The organism is Billgrantia gudaonensis, from assembly GCF_900100195.1.
GTDB lineage: Bacteria > Pseudomonadota > Gammaproteobacteria > Pseudomonadales > Halomonadaceae > Halomonas > Halomonas gudaonensis.
This window is the reverse complement of record NZ_FNES01000002.1, coordinates 336508-350526: the sequence shown is the minus strand read 5'-3', so window position 1 is coordinate 350526 and position 14019 is coordinate 336508. Positions and strand designations below refer to the sequence as shown.

At 62.0% G+C, this 14019-nt stretch carries 13 protein-coding genes; 1 reads left to right on the top strand and 12 read right to left on the bottom strand.

Annotated features, from left to right (window positions below; all coding sequences use genetic code 11):
• Positions 1–271: hypothetical protein (locus BLP96_RS20215; RefSeq protein ID WP_218118573.1), on the top strand; the 271-nt coding region annotated here is incomplete at its 5' end.
• Positions 272–293: 22 nt separating this feature from the next.
• Here the strand turns inward: BLP96_RS20215 and cas2 are convergent.
• The 12 genes from cas2 to napA form a co-directional block, all read right to left on the bottom strand.
• Positions 294–584 carry a CRISPR-associated endonuclease Cas2 gene (cas2, locus tag BLP96_RS03710; RefSeq protein WP_089683193.1) on the bottom strand — a complete coding sequence of 97 codons (291 nt, stop codon included), beginning with the start codon at positions 582–584 and terminating at the stop codon, positions 294–296.
• Positions 585–608: 24 nt separating this feature from the next.
• A complete protein-coding gene (gene cas1c / locus BLP96_RS03705; RefSeq protein WP_089683191.1) occupies positions 609–1649 on the bottom strand; it encodes a type I-C CRISPR-associated endonuclease Cas1c in 1041 nt (346 codons plus the stop codon).
• A gap of 5 nt (positions 1650–1654) precedes the next feature.
• Positions 1655–2293 (bottom strand): CRISPR-associated protein Cas4, encoded by a 639-nt coding sequence (cas4, locus tag BLP96_RS03700; protein ID WP_089683187.1) that lies wholly within the window; start codon positions 2291–2293, stop codon positions 1655–1657.
• Between the two features lie 10 nt (positions 2294–2303).
• Complete coding sequence (cas7c, locus tag BLP96_RS03695; protein WP_089683186.1) at positions 2304–3173, bottom strand: type I-C CRISPR-associated protein Cas7/Csd2; 870 nt, start codon at positions 3171–3173, stop codon at positions 2304–2306.
• Positions 3170–4969, bottom strand: coding sequence for a type I-C CRISPR-associated protein Cas8c/Csd1 (gene cas8c / locus BLP96_RS03690; RefSeq protein ID WP_089683184.1), 1800 nt, complete (start codon positions 4967–4969; stop codon positions 3170–3172). Before cas8c ends, cas7c begins: the two co-directional genes overlap by 4 nt.
• Positions 4966–5634: a type I-C CRISPR-associated protein Cas5c gene (gene cas5c / locus BLP96_RS03685; RefSeq protein WP_089683182.1), complete on the bottom strand. Its 669-nt coding sequence runs from the start codon at positions 5632–5634 to the stop codon at positions 4966–4968. Before cas5c ends, cas8c begins: the two co-directional genes overlap by 4 nt.
• A gap of 351 nt (positions 5635–5985) precedes the next feature.
• Complete coding sequence (locus BLP96_RS03680; protein WP_089683179.1) at positions 5986–8211, bottom strand: CRISPR-associated helicase/endonuclease Cas3; 2226 nt, start codon at positions 8209–8211, stop codon at positions 5986–5988.
• A gap of 258 nt (positions 8212–8469) precedes the next feature.
• On the bottom strand, positions 8470–9117 hold the full coding sequence (locus tag BLP96_RS03675; RefSeq protein ID WP_089683177.1) for a NapC/NirT family cytochrome c: 648 nt from the start codon (positions 9115–9117) through the stop codon (positions 8470–8472).
• Positions 9118–9182: 65 nt separating this feature from the next.
• A complete protein-coding gene (locus BLP96_RS03670) occupies positions 9183–9644 on the bottom strand; it encodes a nitrate reductase cytochrome c-type subunit (RefSeq protein ID WP_218118572.1) in 462 nt (153 codons plus the stop codon).
• Complete coding sequence (gene napH / locus BLP96_RS03665) at positions 9641–10537, bottom strand: quinol dehydrogenase ferredoxin subunit NapH (protein WP_089683175.1); 897 nt, start codon at positions 10535–10537, stop codon at positions 9641–9643. The genes BLP96_RS03670 and napH overlap by 4 nt, the downstream gene beginning before the upstream one ends.
• Positions 10530–11432: a ferredoxin-type protein NapG gene (gene napG / locus BLP96_RS03660; RefSeq protein WP_089683173.1), complete on the bottom strand. Its 903-nt coding sequence runs from the start codon at positions 11430–11432 to the stop codon at positions 10530–10532. Before napG ends, napH begins: the two co-directional genes overlap by 8 nt.
• Before the next feature lie 79 nt (positions 11433–11511).
• A complete protein-coding gene (gene napA / locus BLP96_RS03655) occupies positions 11512–14019 on the bottom strand; it encodes a nitrate reductase catalytic subunit NapA (protein WP_089683170.1) in 2508 nt (835 codons plus the stop codon).

Here is a 14019-nt window from a genome sequence, read left to right as displayed (position 1 = left end):
CAAGGGTTTCTATCCGCGCGGCCGTGCAGGCCGCGACGGGCCCGACTGGCCGTCGTCGGCGCTCACCGTGCGGTTTCTATCCGCGCGGCCGTGCAGGCCGCGACTGCTCCTTTATAACGCGCTGATGATGAGGGCAAAATACCTGCAGCTTAGCGGAATGAATCATTCAGGAAGCGCGAATTGCCCGTTGACGAACCCCAGGAGCCAAAAAACATTAAAAATCATATTGTTAAAGATCTGCGAACCTACCAAGAAGAAGCAGAACGCTTAGGGTTCGCAAGGAGACAAGAAAGTCAGAAAACGAGGGGGCCATTCATATCGAGTGATGGCTTGGCACCGATATGCTCGATACGATTCTTCCAGTTACGGCCCAAGAAATAGAAACGCAGGCTGTCGACTTCATCGTCGATCAGGTCGATCAACCGCTGCCGCAGGCGCACCCATTGGTCGGGATCGACCTCGATCTCGAACACCGAGAATTGCACACGCTGCCCGACATCGCGGCAGGTTTTGGCGACCCGGCGCAATCGTCCCTCGCCACCTTCGGAAGAGGTGCTGACATCGTAGCTGACCAGAACCATCATCGCCGCGCTCTCCTCATCGACAGGTCATTTCCACAGGAAGGGTGGATAGGTATCCAGATCACCGCGCAAATGACGCGCCAGTAATTGCGCCTGCAGGATCGGCAACATGCCAATAGGTGCCTTCTCACCGATAAAGGCATGGTTGAGCTCTTCACGCTTACGCTCCTGATAGGCGGTCAGCACCGTCTTGCGAGCATCGTCAGTCAGTACCACGCCGCCACTTTCAGCAACCGTGAAGTCCTTCTCCCGCAGCTGCCGACGATTGACCAGTGACAGTACCAGCCGGTCCCCCAGTAGCGGCCTGAACTCCTCGGCAAGGTCGAGTGCCAGACTGGGCCGCCCAGGACGATCCCGATGCAGGAACCCCACCGCTGGGTCCAGCCCCACGCTTTCCAGCGCCGAACGGCAGTCGTGGGTCAACAGGGTATAGAGAAAGGACAGCAGCGCATTGAGACGATCACGCGGTGGGCGACGGTTGCGGCCGGTGAAGCGAAAGGCTTCTCCGTCGTGACGGACAAGACTATCGAAGACGCTGAAATAGACCTGTGCCGCTTCACCCTCCAGGCCACGCAATCCATTTGTCGCGGGTTCACGCAGCAGGTCGCGTGCAATTCTGCTCAGGCGAGTACGCGCCCTTTCCAACCCTTCGCGCTCAGGCGGATCCAACTTGCTGCCGTAGTCACGCAACCCCCTGGCGATCACCGCGCGCTGATTGTGCACCTTGCCGATCAACACACCACGGACGATGGCAGCGCAGCCGATTTCGTCATCGCTGGTGCGGTACTGGGTACGCCTCAGCAGCACGTTGCCGGATACCGGCCCCTCAATACGCGCGAGGAACTTACCGTTGGGCGACAAGTGGGTAATGGTGACCCCTTGTTCGGCACAAAAGCCCATCAACGGTGGCGATATCAGCACCCTACCGAAACACACTAGCGATTCGAGCATGTGGATGGGTAGCCGCGCCCGCTCCTTGCCCTCGACATCCATGACCACGTTGGCCCCGTCCTTCTTGAGCCAAGCACCTTCAGTGGTGATATAGAGCGTATTGAGTTGACGACGCATGCGGTTCACTCATCCAGAGATTGCAGTTGACGCGCCAGCCAACGACTCGCCGAGCGCTGCTTCCCCATCACTTGCGGTTGGCAGGTATCAATCAGCGAGCAGTGGTCACAGCGCTTGGCCTCATAGACGGCGGGTGGCGTACGGCTATTATCGAACAGCGTACGCGTGTCGTCGATAACACGCCGAGTCAGTGCCCGTAACTCATCGTCGAACACAACGACTTTGCGTCGTCGGGTCTTGCCATAGTAGAGCGCACCTTGCTCTATCGAGACGTCCAGCATCTCTTCCAGGCACAGCGCCTGTGCACAGAGTTGCACTTCATCGGCACGATGTGCCTTGGGCCGCCCACGCTTGTACTCGATGGGCCGGACCAATGCAGGCTCCCGAGATTCATCGAACTCGACAACATCGGCAACCCCGGTCAATCCCAGCGCCTCACTGGCCAGCGGAAGTGCCATGGCGGTGTGGATGCCCCGTCGACGCTCATGGCCCAGGTGGTCGGCACGGTCGTGGAGGACACGTCCTTCCGCCGTATAGCGGTTTTCCACCCACTGCTGCTCCAGATGGATCAACGCGCACTGACGCGAGCAGAACAGCATGTGCTGCAGTGCCGATATCGGAATCAGGCGCGCCTCCTCGTCCACGGCCGTTCGCCTACAGCTTCTCGTCGACGCTGACGCCAGCTGGCAGGGCCTCAGCGTCGATGGAAACGCGATAGTCACTGTAGTGACGAGCCGGTGTATCGTCCTCGCCTGTGACACGCGCGACTTTCACACTATCGAACAGCAGGTGTGCCGGGGCGTTGCCCATGGGGTGATCATGCTTGAAGACGACCAGCTTGCGTGCCGACATCTCTCCCCGGGAAGCGGAGCGGTCATGCTCGAACATATTGATCAGCGAGCGCCAGAGAAGCTCGAGATCGTCTTCCGAAAACCCCGTCTGCTCGGCAAGCTTGGCCGATATATAGCCGTGTGCGCGATACAGTCCGTAGGGGATGATGTGCTTGCGGCCCATAGTGCGCTCCTTTTCGAGATCGCGCTCGTTGGTAACCGCCATACGGGTGATCGAGACCTCCATAGGCACCACCGGGTCAATGGAGCTGGCAAAGGCCATCTGCACCGGCCCACGCACTTGGCCGGAGTTGACCTCAGTTGTCATCACCGCGCCGAAGGTACGCACGTCGAAGAAGTTTTGGCACATCCATTCGGTTAGTGCGCGGGCCTTCTCTACCTCCTTGGGAAGCTTCTTCGGCTCGGGCTTGATATCGAGAGCGTCGTAGGCTTTCTTGTGCTGGTTGTTGAGTACCGACTTTTCCTGCATGTAAATGGCGTAGCCGGCGTCTTCTTCCTTCTCCAAAGCGACGTAATTGCGAATCTTGCGCTTGAGGCAGACATCGGTCACCAAGCCCTGGTTGGTTTCCGGATCAAGCCTCGGCAAGTTTCCGGCATCTGGATCACCATTGGGATTTCCGTTGGTGACATCGAACAGCAGCACAAACTCATAACGGTTGGTGATGGCACTCATGCTAACTCTCCCTGCTCGTCTTCCGTGTTCTCGGCGGCATTTTCTTTCCTGGCGAAACGGGCTTGTGACTGATGATAGTATCCAATCGCAAAACGCCCCTGATCCTCGATACGCAAGCTTCGCGGAAACTTCTCACCGAGCCCATCGATGATGGAAGCGATCTCGCTTTCTATCTTGTGAGCCAGCCCGCCCTTGTCCTTCTTGCGCATATTCGACAAGTGATGCTGAACATTTCTCAGCAACATGGGGAAGACGCTGGCCGGCGTCGCCGAAGCGGCACCGTAATAGCGATCTCGAATGGTGGCATTCACCTCTTTGCCGAGCGCACCGCGCTGAGCGTTTTCCAACTCGGCAAACAGCCTGCCCAGCAAGTAGCCGGGATGGGTGGAATGAGGATCGAGACTCACGGGCACCTCCTGGGTGGTTGTGTTCGAATACGCTGAAAGCCGGTCTTGTCGGGCCAGCACAGCCTTGCAGAGCGCGACACGAATGCCACTGATATCGCCATCGTTTCGCATGCGCATGATGACGTTGGACAGTAACGAGTGCGGATAGCGACTCCCGGTCAAGATGGCCCTGGTCAATTCACCGGCAAGTTGCGGAGGAATATCCTCTGCCTTGGCCTTGCCGTCACGACTCGGTGCGGTGGCATACAACAGTCGCCACATCGCTGGCGCAGGCCCTTTCCAGGGAACAGGATTCAGCCATAAGTCGCGATGATGCTGGGCATAGTGCTGCGCCAAGCGTTCCAGGCTATCGACATACCAGAAGCGCACCGATAACCGTGCCGCATTGGGTGCCAACCCCAGCACAAAAAACTGCGTGTCTGGTTCCAGCATGGGATCCAGCTCTCCCAGTGGACGCCCTTGGGAGACCTGAGTCAGTAGGGAACCGAGCTTGGCAGCTTCCTGCTCATCACTGGGCGGCTCGTTGAGCATGGCGAAAAAGCCCTCGGCGGCCTCGGCATGCGCACTATCCCTGGCTTGGGCCCAGAACACTGTCGTGGTATCGCCGATTTGCAGGCGCTGACGGTTGTCGTCATCGCCTCGAAGCAAGTGATTGAGCGCCGTCGAATAGCCGAAGATGGCTGCCTTGGATATTGAGGCGTTGTCCTGCCCCTTGTTGCCATAGGAGTTGTAGGCATCGCTGTTGAATGAAACGAGCGACGCGCCTGACGACTGTGCGTCCCTGACGCCCCGAATCGCGGGATGGTCGGTGCCCAAAGCGGCAATCTCACCGGTGATAAGACACTGCCCCATCTCGCCTTTCCCACTCTCGATAGCATCGCTCCATATCCGGCGAGCCTCCGGGTTCTCATGGAGGTATTGTCGTTGCCCATCGAGCCGGAATATGACGTTGGTATCCAATACTTCTTCGCTGTAGCCGGGAAGCTCGGTGAGTTGCTCCGGTCGCCATTGATTGAGCAACTTCAGGAAGGCACTCAGGTCTGGATCTTCGCTCTCACCGAAAAGCTCGAACTGTCGCGCCTTGAACGCCGCATGTTCATCGGCCAGGCGCTTTCCCTCACCCGAGGTAACGCCAAAGGCGTAGGCAGTCTTGTCCCATAAGGGATAGGCATGAATGCCCGAGGTGCGTCGCTTGTCGACGGGTACCTGACAAGGGCTCGGCCGAGGCTTTTTTCCGGAGGTGTCGCGAAGGTCGTCGATCTGTAGCGGCTTTCCATCTCGGGAAAACACCAGGCAGAAACTGACCTTTTCACTACTAAATCCTGGCAGCGGCACCTTGCCTTCAGCCGCCAGCCGCTGGTAGTAATCGTTGAGGGCCGTGAGAATCATGCCAGCGCCTCCTCAAAGGGCGGCACCTCGATCACGCCATTCTGCATCGTGGCGCGAAAAAAGTGTGGCATCTTGCCATTGGCGAAGTCGATGTCATGCAGCATATAACCCAGGTCACGCTCACCGCGCAGCTGGCTATCGACCGGCGGCAAGTCATCTTCCCCTTCGATGAGCTCAAATGCAGCAGGAAACTCCCGGGTGCCCAGGCACGGCATATGGAAGCACTGCCCTTGCCGGGCACGACGATTGAAGATGTCCAGGTGCTTGCCAGGTGTGTCGCTATCGTCTGCCCGTGAGGTGAATTCGAAATGTGCTTCAATGACATAACCCACGTCACGCAAGATCGTTGCAGCCCGTTGTTGGCGGTTCTGATCGACGAAATAAGCGACATCGTCGACACGCCCTGCCTTCATCGCTTTGGTAACTGTCGACGCGGGCAGCTTGCCCGCGACTTCGTTACGACGTAGCGACTCAAAGCGAATCGGTTTCAGCACATGGATACGATCCACGCACCAGCGAATCGCCGGCTTCCAGTGGATGGCTTCCAGGATGCCGCGCGCCGCGGAAGGCGTGATCACATCGTAGGAAACCCGCTCGACTTTCATCTCGGGTCGCGTAAAGCAGGCCCGATCCCCCCAAATATGCAGACGAACTCCATATGGCATCGTTGCGTCCTTTGGTAAAGATCCACGCCCCGGCAAACCAGGGCGACGTCAGTAAGCACAACTGATAGGTTTCTATCCGCTCCTTTACTTAAACAAGCTTAACCCGATGGGTAGTGCTGTTGCTGCCAAGGAGACTAATAGCCAAACCCTTCTTGAGGGAGCTTCGAGCCTGAAGCTAGATGCCCCCCACTCCATCGCCAGCAAGACCCGTCCACTGCGAATACGACACAGCAGAGTGAACCCGCTTGAGTCTTGCTGATTATCCGGAGACATAGCCCGCTCTCAGCTCAATTTGGCTACCTACGAGCCTAGCTCCTCGGCAATGCTTTTATAAGTTCCTATCAGTTGTCCTTACAAAACTAGATTTTCAGCCCTAATGAATGTGGGATCGCTCCAGTTCAACCCCAGCCACTGGTCATAAAGATCTTCGTTGACCAGCACCATGAATTGATCGCCGAACTTGTCAGGCTCGACGGCGGCGATGGCTCCCACACGCTCCAGGGCGGCAAAACCCTGCCGCGGCACCTGCACCGTATAGGGCTGAAGCTTGCGGGCGATACCGCCAACGCCCTCGGCATGCGCCAGCGCCCTCAAAGCGCTGCGAGCCACGTCATCATAAGGAATGATCACAGCACGCTGGTTGTTCTCGATCATGCGGAACTTATGCTCGAGGGTTTCGAAGGGGATGCCTTCGAGGCGACCATCCTCGACCAGCTTGAGTAAGGCATGCTGATCCAACTCCTGAGAGCCTTGCTGCCAGTACAACAGCCGGAAATAAGCCTCTATCGCTGCCAACGACAGAGGATCGTCGCCGTGGTGCCTGAGCACTTCCCGAGTCACCTGTGCAAACTTCTTGAGCTCAGGTGGAGGTGCCCAGTCTTCGTTGCCGGTGGCAAAAATAGCGACCTCGCTGTCTGACGTACTGCGTCTACCCTCACGGTTGCAGCGCCCGGCCGCCTGGGCAATGGAGTCCAGTCCAGCCTCTGCACGCAGTACACGTGGGAAATCGACATCGACACCAGCTTCAATCAAGGATGTGGATACCACACGACAAGGCAATCCAGCCTCAAGAGTCTCGCGTATCTCGCCCAGCACCCGTCGCCGATGCACAGCGCACATTGAGGTAGTGAGGTGGTAGACACCAGGCTGGTCCGCAATTGACTCGAATAGCGCCTGCGCATGGCGGCGATTATTAACGATGCACAGCACTTGCTCAGTCGCGAGCAGTTCGTCGCGCAGCACTTCATCGTCAAGCGTGCCGATATGGCGAACGGTGACGCGCTTCAACTGACGGTAGAGGCGCTCGGGCTCTGGCGCCAGCTCTCTGAGGTCACGCAGACCACCGGTGAAGCTATTCTCGGGATCGTCGGTTTCGGCCAGGGCAGGCTGGGTCGCCGTGCACAGCACGACGCTGGTGCGGTAGTTCAGTGCCAGCTCGTCCAGTGCCGCCACGCTGGGCCGCAACAGTGGCAAGGGCATGGTCTGGGCCTCATCGAGGATCACCACGCTATTCGCAATATTGTGCAATTTGCGGCAACGCGACGTCTTGGCGGCAAACAGGCTCTCGAAGAACTGTACCGCTGTGGTGACGACAATCGGCGCATCCCAGTTCTCGCTATCTCGTCGTAGCTTGTCGATGGTGAGGCGGTCGTGTCGGCTGCCGGCGTCGAAGGCGCTGTGGTGCTCCAAGACCGCCGCCTCGCCGTGCTCCCCCAAGGCCTCGCGAAACACCGCAGCGTTCTGCTCTACGATGCTGGTGAACGGGATCACGTAGATCACCCGATCCATGCCGTGTGCGATGGCATGATCGAGGGCAAAAGCTAATGAGGCCAGCGTCTTGCCACCCCCTGTGGGCACCGTCAACGTGAACCGGCCGGGCCGCTTCTCAGTTTGTGAACGCACGTGCGAGAGTATCTCGCCGCGCTGTCGGTTGACGTCGCTGTCTGCCTGGAAGGTGGCCAGGCGTTGATTCAAGGCATCACGCAGCACTTCAAGGGATGCTCCCCCACCACGAGCAAGGGGCCTGCCCACCTCCTGGATGGCATAGAAGCGTTCGGTATCGATGAAGTCGGCGTCGACCAGGCAGGAAAAGACCATTCGCGCTAGGAACGCGACCTGGAAGTGAAAGCGCTCACGGCGCCACTCGAAATATGGCGGCGGCACCAACTCGGCGGGAAGGGCTATCTCCTGCTCCCAAACGGGGTCCAAGTCCGGGAGATCCGCCTCCAGGCGATTTTTCAGCGGCGTTCTCTCGCCAATATCCCTGCCATTGGCCAGTCCTGCATGGTGACCGGCGATCAAGTAGGCAAGCAGATAGCCAAGCTGGGGATAGCGTTCGATCGCGATATGCGCGCCAGCCGTGGAATGATCGACACGCTCCGGCGAGCCGTCCAGGCGCCGTTGGAAAGGAGCGGTGTACTTGCCGACATCATGGAGCAATCCAGCGGCTTCTCCCCAGGCCGCCGCACCGAACCGGTCAGCGCGATCTGCTGCGAGATGGCCAACCATCTTCAGGTGACCTTCCAGCGTTTGCCAGCCGGACTTGTCGGGTGACGGGGTGGAGTGTGCGTAGAACATGCTTCCCTGCCAATATTCATGATCACCTTACACAGCTAAGCACCCCTAAGCACTCCTCGCCACCCGCTAGCTTTATCACCACCATTCACTTGCACTCAGGGCTGACTTGGATCATGACAATTCATCAGGGTTGCCGAACTCCCACACCAAGCAAAACCACAATCGCCAGCCCCTGGATCATGGATCGGCTGGTCTTGAGCGCATAAAAAGCAGCGGCGCAGTCCTTCGGGAGATAGCACGAACTGCGCCGCCGGTAACTCACCCTTCGCCCTCGAGGCCTCCTGGCGCCAGGCTGGGATCCACCTCGCTCATGTCCGGAAGCTTGTGCGCGATGCCCTTGTGGCAGCTGATGCAGGTTTCGCCCTGCTCTTCGGCCTGCTGGTGGCGGCGCAGGGCGCGGTCCGTCTGGTCCATGTAATCCATGTACTCGAAGTCGTGGCAGTTGCGGCATTCTCGCGAGTCGGTGCGCTCCATGGTGTCCCACACGCGTTGGGCGAGTTCGAGGCGCTTGGCCTCGAATTTCTCGGGGGTGTCGATGCTGCCCAGCGCCTTGTGCCAAAGCTCGCGGCTGGCGACGATCTTGCGCACCATCTTGGGTCCCCAGGCGTCGGGCACATGGCAGTCGGAGCAGGTGGCCCGCACGCCGGTGCGGTTGGCGTAGTGGCCGGTCTGCTTGTATTCGGGATAGACGTTGTCGCCCATCTCGTGGCACGAAACGCAGAAGGCTTCCGTGTTGGTGGCCTCCACCACCGTGTGAAAGCCGCCCCACAGCACGATGCCGGCAACGAGGCCCACGGCCAGCAAGCCACCCAGCGAGTAGCGCGCACTGGGCCGCCGCAGCGCCGCCCACCAGCGCCGCGGCCCCCGCTTCGGCGTCGTATCCTTGTCTCTTTGGTCCTTGGACATAGCAAGCTCCCCCTTTTGCCCGGATGCCACTGGTCATGGTTCGTCGCGCTCGGCGGCGGTGCCGCTCACTCGGCGCGCAGCGTCTGCAGCGGCTGGAACAGGTTGTCGATCAGCGGCTTGGCATCCGCTTGCGGTACATGGCACTGGTTGCAGAAGTAGTAGCGCGAGGAGATGTTGGACTGGTCGTTGCCGTCGCGGTCCTGGAAGTGGGTGCGGCTGACCTTGGGCGCCAGTTCGCGACGATGATTCGCCCAGCTGTGGCACGACAGGCAGCGGTTGGCGCGGGTATCGATCTGGTAGCGCTCCACCTCGTGGGGCACTAGCGGTGGCTGCTGCACATAGTTGCGCGCATAGCGCTCCCCTTCCTCGATGCGGTGTACCTGCGGCGGCAGGTCGCCGGCGTCCAGCGGCTTGGCGCCGCGCAGGGATTCCATCTCTTCTCCCCAGGCGAGCGATGCCATCAGCGAGACGATGACGAGCAGCAGGCCGGGCCAGCACGCCCGGACGTTCATGCGGGTGCGGTTCATGGAGCTATCTCCCTCTTGTGACGATCACGGGTAGGCTCGGTAGCGACGAAGCGGCTGCCGAAAGCGAAGACGTCCTGGCTGCAGACATCGATGCAGCGGGCGCAATTGGTGCACTGCGCCGAGCGGATCACCGCACTGGCGCTCTCGTCGCGGGGCTTGAGTGCCGGCGAGATCACTTGTGGCTCGGGGCAGACGGCATAGCAGTCCATGCAGTCGTCGCAGCGCTCGCGACCGCCGGCGTTGACGCGCAGCAGCGCAAGGTGCCCCGGCAGGCTGTAGAAGGCGCCCATGGGACACAGGTGGCTGCACCAGCCGCGGCGGGCGACCAGCAGGTCGAACAGGAAGATCGCCACGATCACACCCCACGCCAGGCCGATGCCGAACACCAGGCTACGAAACACGATGGAAACGGGGTTCACCCACTCCCAGGCCAGGCTGCCCGTCACCAGGGCCATCGCCAGCGTAGCGGCGAGCAGCCAGTAGCGCGTGGACCGCGAGAACTTGGCGGTGTGGGTGATGCCCAGGCGGCGGCGCAGCCAGGCGGCCGTGTCGGTGACCGCGTTGATCGGGCACACCCAGGCGCAGTACACCCGCCCGCCGAGCAGCAGGTAGGCGCTCAGCACGATCAGCGCTCCGACCCAGGCCGTCACACCCACCGCATGGCCGGCGGCCAGCGACTGCACCAGCAGGTAGGGGTCGCTGAGCGGCAGCACGCCGAGCGTCAGGCTGGAAGCGAGGTTGCCCTTGACGATCCACCACCCGGCCAGGGGCCCGAGCAGGAACAGGCCCAGCACGCTGGCCTGGGTGAGCCGCCGCAGCACCAGGAAGCGGTGGGCAGGCCACCAGCCTCGCTCGCGGGCCATGCGCCGGCCGGGGCGTTCTTGTCTAGCCATCGCCACTCTCCAGTCCTCGGTTCAAGGTATCGAGCGCGTCGTCGCCATAGGGCTCGGCAGGCGGCTCTCCCCGGGGCATCAGGCCACCGTCGTCGAGCTGGTAGTCCACGCCCTCGGGCAGGTGGTAACGGTGCTGCTCGTCCGGGGCGAGCAGGCTCTCGCCGGCACGCTCCTTCTCGTCGAGCCCGAAACGGTAGTGCTCGCCCAGGCCGCCCTTGGCCAGCGAGAGCGGCAGCACCTTGATGGCCGCCTCTTCGGTGATGCAGGCGTGCTCGCACTTGCCGCAGCCGGTGCAGGCCGTCGAATGCACGACCGGTACGAACTGCGAATGCTGCCCGGTACGCAGGTTGTGCCGCTGTTCCAGGGTGATCGCCTCGCCTCGTACCGGGCAGACGTTGAAGCACACCTCGCAGCGCAAGCCCTGAAAGGCCAGGCAGGTTTCCTGATCCACCACCACCGCCAGGCCCATGCGCGCCTCGTCGATGTCGGTGAGGGCCGGGTCCAGGGCCTCGGTGGGGCAGGCCTCCACGCAGTAGATCGGGTCGCACATCTCGCAGGGAATCTCACGCGCCACGAAATAGGGCGTGCCCGTCGGTGCGGCCGGATCGCCCAGCTCGGCCAGGCGCAGGGTGTCGAAGGGGCAGTCGCGTACGCACAGCCCGCAGCGTACGCAGGCCGAGAGGAAGTCCGCTTCGGCCAGTGCCCCGGGGGGCCGCAGGGCATGCGGCGCCAGCGGTGCCGCGCTGCGCGAGTAGAGGCCCACGCCCATGCCCACCAGCGCCGCACCGCAGGCGGTGCCCGCCATTCTGGCGAGAAACCGGCGCCGGGCGGGTGCCGCCGGCGCGTGCCGGGCCTCACCCTTGCTGCCCGATGGCTCTGGCTTGCGCGCTGTCATCGCTTTCCCTCCCACTCTCACGGCCGGTGGCACTGCCATGCGCTCGCAGGGGCAAGCCCGGCAGAGCCACCGATGCGGCTCACACGGCGACCACCTTGGCGGCGCATTTCTTGAAGTCGGTCTCCTTGGAAAGCGGGCAGGTGGCGTCCAGAGTCAGCTTGTTGACCAGGCGCCCCTCATCGAAGAAGGCGATGAACACCAGTCCCTCGGGCACCTTGTTGCGCCCGCGGGTCTCCACCGTGGCCGTCACCTCGCCGCGTCGGGTCTGTATCTTGGCGGCCATGCCGCGGCGCAGGTCGCGCTTCCTGGCATCGGCTTCGTGCATGTAGAGCAGGGCGTTGGGCTGAGCGCGGTGCAGCTCGGGCACCCGGCGGGTCATGCTGCCGGTGTGCCAGTGCTCCAGCACGCGGCCGGTGCACAGCCACAGATCGTATTCGTCGTCCGGCACTTCGGCCGGCGGCTCGTAGGGCGCGGAGATGATGCGCGCTCGCCCGTCGGGATTGCCGTAGAACTGCACCCCGGCGCCTTCGGGCACGTGCGGATCGTAGCCCTCGCGGTAGCGCCACAGGGTCTCCTTGCCGTCGATGACCGGCCAGCGCAGGCCGCGCACGCGGTGGTAGTGGTCGAACTCGCCCAGCTCGTGGCCCGGCTTGGGCCCCTCCAGCGAGAAGCGCCGATACTCTTCGTAAAGCCCCTTCTGCAGATAGAAGCCGAAGTGCTCCATTTCGTCGTTGTCGTACTGGTTGCCGGTCTCGTCGACGACCACCTGCTTGGGGAAGGCATCCACCTGGCCGTTGGTGAAGAGAATCTCGTAGAGCGTCTTGCCGCGCAGCTCGGGGGCCTGATCGAGCAGTTCCGCGGGCCACACTTCCTCGGTGCGGAAGCGCTTGGAGAACTCGACGATCTGCCACAGGTCGGAGCGCGCCTGGCCCGGCGCCTTGACCTGCTGGCGCCAGAACTGACCGCGCCGCTCGGCGTTGCCGTAGGCGCCTTCCTTCTCCACCCACATGGCGGTGGGCAGCACCAGGTCCGCCGACATGGCGCTGGCCGTGGGGTAGGGGTCGGAAACCACCACGAAGTTCTCGGGATTGCGCCACCCCGGGAGGATCTCGTCGTTGATGTTGGGCCCGGCCTGCATGTTGTTGGTGCACATCGCCCAGTAGCAGTTGAGCTTGCCGTCGTTGAGCATGCGGCTCTGCAGCACGGCATGGTAGCCGGGCTTGTCGGGAATGGTGCCCTCGGGCAGCTTCCACACCTTCTCGGCGAAATCGCGGTGCGCCTCGTTCATCACCACCAGGTCGGCAGGCAGGCGATGGGCGAAGGTGCCCACCTCGCGGGCCGTGCCACAGGCGGAGGGCTGGCCGGTGAGCGAGAAGGGGCTGTTGCCCGGCTCGGAGATCTTGCCCATCAGCAGGTGAACGTTGTAGACGAGCCCGTTCACCCAGGAGCCGCGGGTATGCTGATTCATGCCCATGGTCCACAGCGACATCACCTTGCGGTTGGGGTCGGCATAGGCCTGGGCCAGGCGCTCCAGCTGACGCTTGGGCACGCCGGAGAGCTCGTGGACATAGTCCAGCGTGTACTCGCTGACCGACTCGGCATACTCCTCGAAGCCGATCTCGGTGAGCGCTCCCGACCCCGCATTGGCCGCTTCCTGCTCGCGCGGATCTTCGGGGCGCAGCCCATAGCCGATATCGGTGGCGGTACGATGGAAGGTGACGTGGGCCTCGATGAAGTCGCGGTCGTAGGCCTCGTTCTCGATGATGTAGTTGGCGATGTAGTTGAGGATCGCCAGGTCGGTCTGCGGCTTGAAGGTGATGCCCTCGTCGGCCAGCTCGAAGCTGCGGTGCTGGTAGGTCGACAACACCATCACTTCCGTGCCGGGCTTGGTGAGGCGGGTATCGGAGAGACGCGACCACAGGATGGGGTGCATCTCGGCCATGTTGGAGCCCCACAACACGAAGGTGTCGGCGTGCTCCAGGTCGTCGTAGACGCCCATGGGCTCGTCCGAGCCGAAGGCGCGCATGAAGGCCACCACCGCCGAGGCCATGCAGTGGCGGGCATTGGGATCGATGTTGTTGGAGCGCAGCCCCGCCTTCATCAGCTTGACCGCAGCGTAGCCCTCCCACACCGTCCACTGACCGGAGCCGAACATGCCGACCGAGGTGGGGCCTTTCTCCTTCAGAGCGGCCTTCCATTTATCGGCCATGATGTCGAAGGCTTCGTCCCAGCTCACCGGGGTGAATTCGCCCTCCTTGTCGTAGCGGCCGTTGCGCTTGCGCAGCAGCGGCTGCTGCAGGCGGTCGGCACCGTAGAGGATCTTGGCGAGGAAGTACCCTTTGATGCAGTTGAGGCCGCGGTTGACCGGCGCATCCGGATCGCCCTGCACGGCCACCACCCGGCCATTCTGGGTGCCCACCAGCTCGCTGCAGCCGGTGCCGCAATAGCGACACGGCGCCTTGTCCCAGCGGATCTCGTCGCGGCTGCCCGCCACCGCCTGGCTCATGCCGGGCAGCGTCACGCCGGCTGCCGATGCCGTGGCGGCAATGGCACTGGTCTTGATGAACTCTCGTCGCGTCTGTTCCAT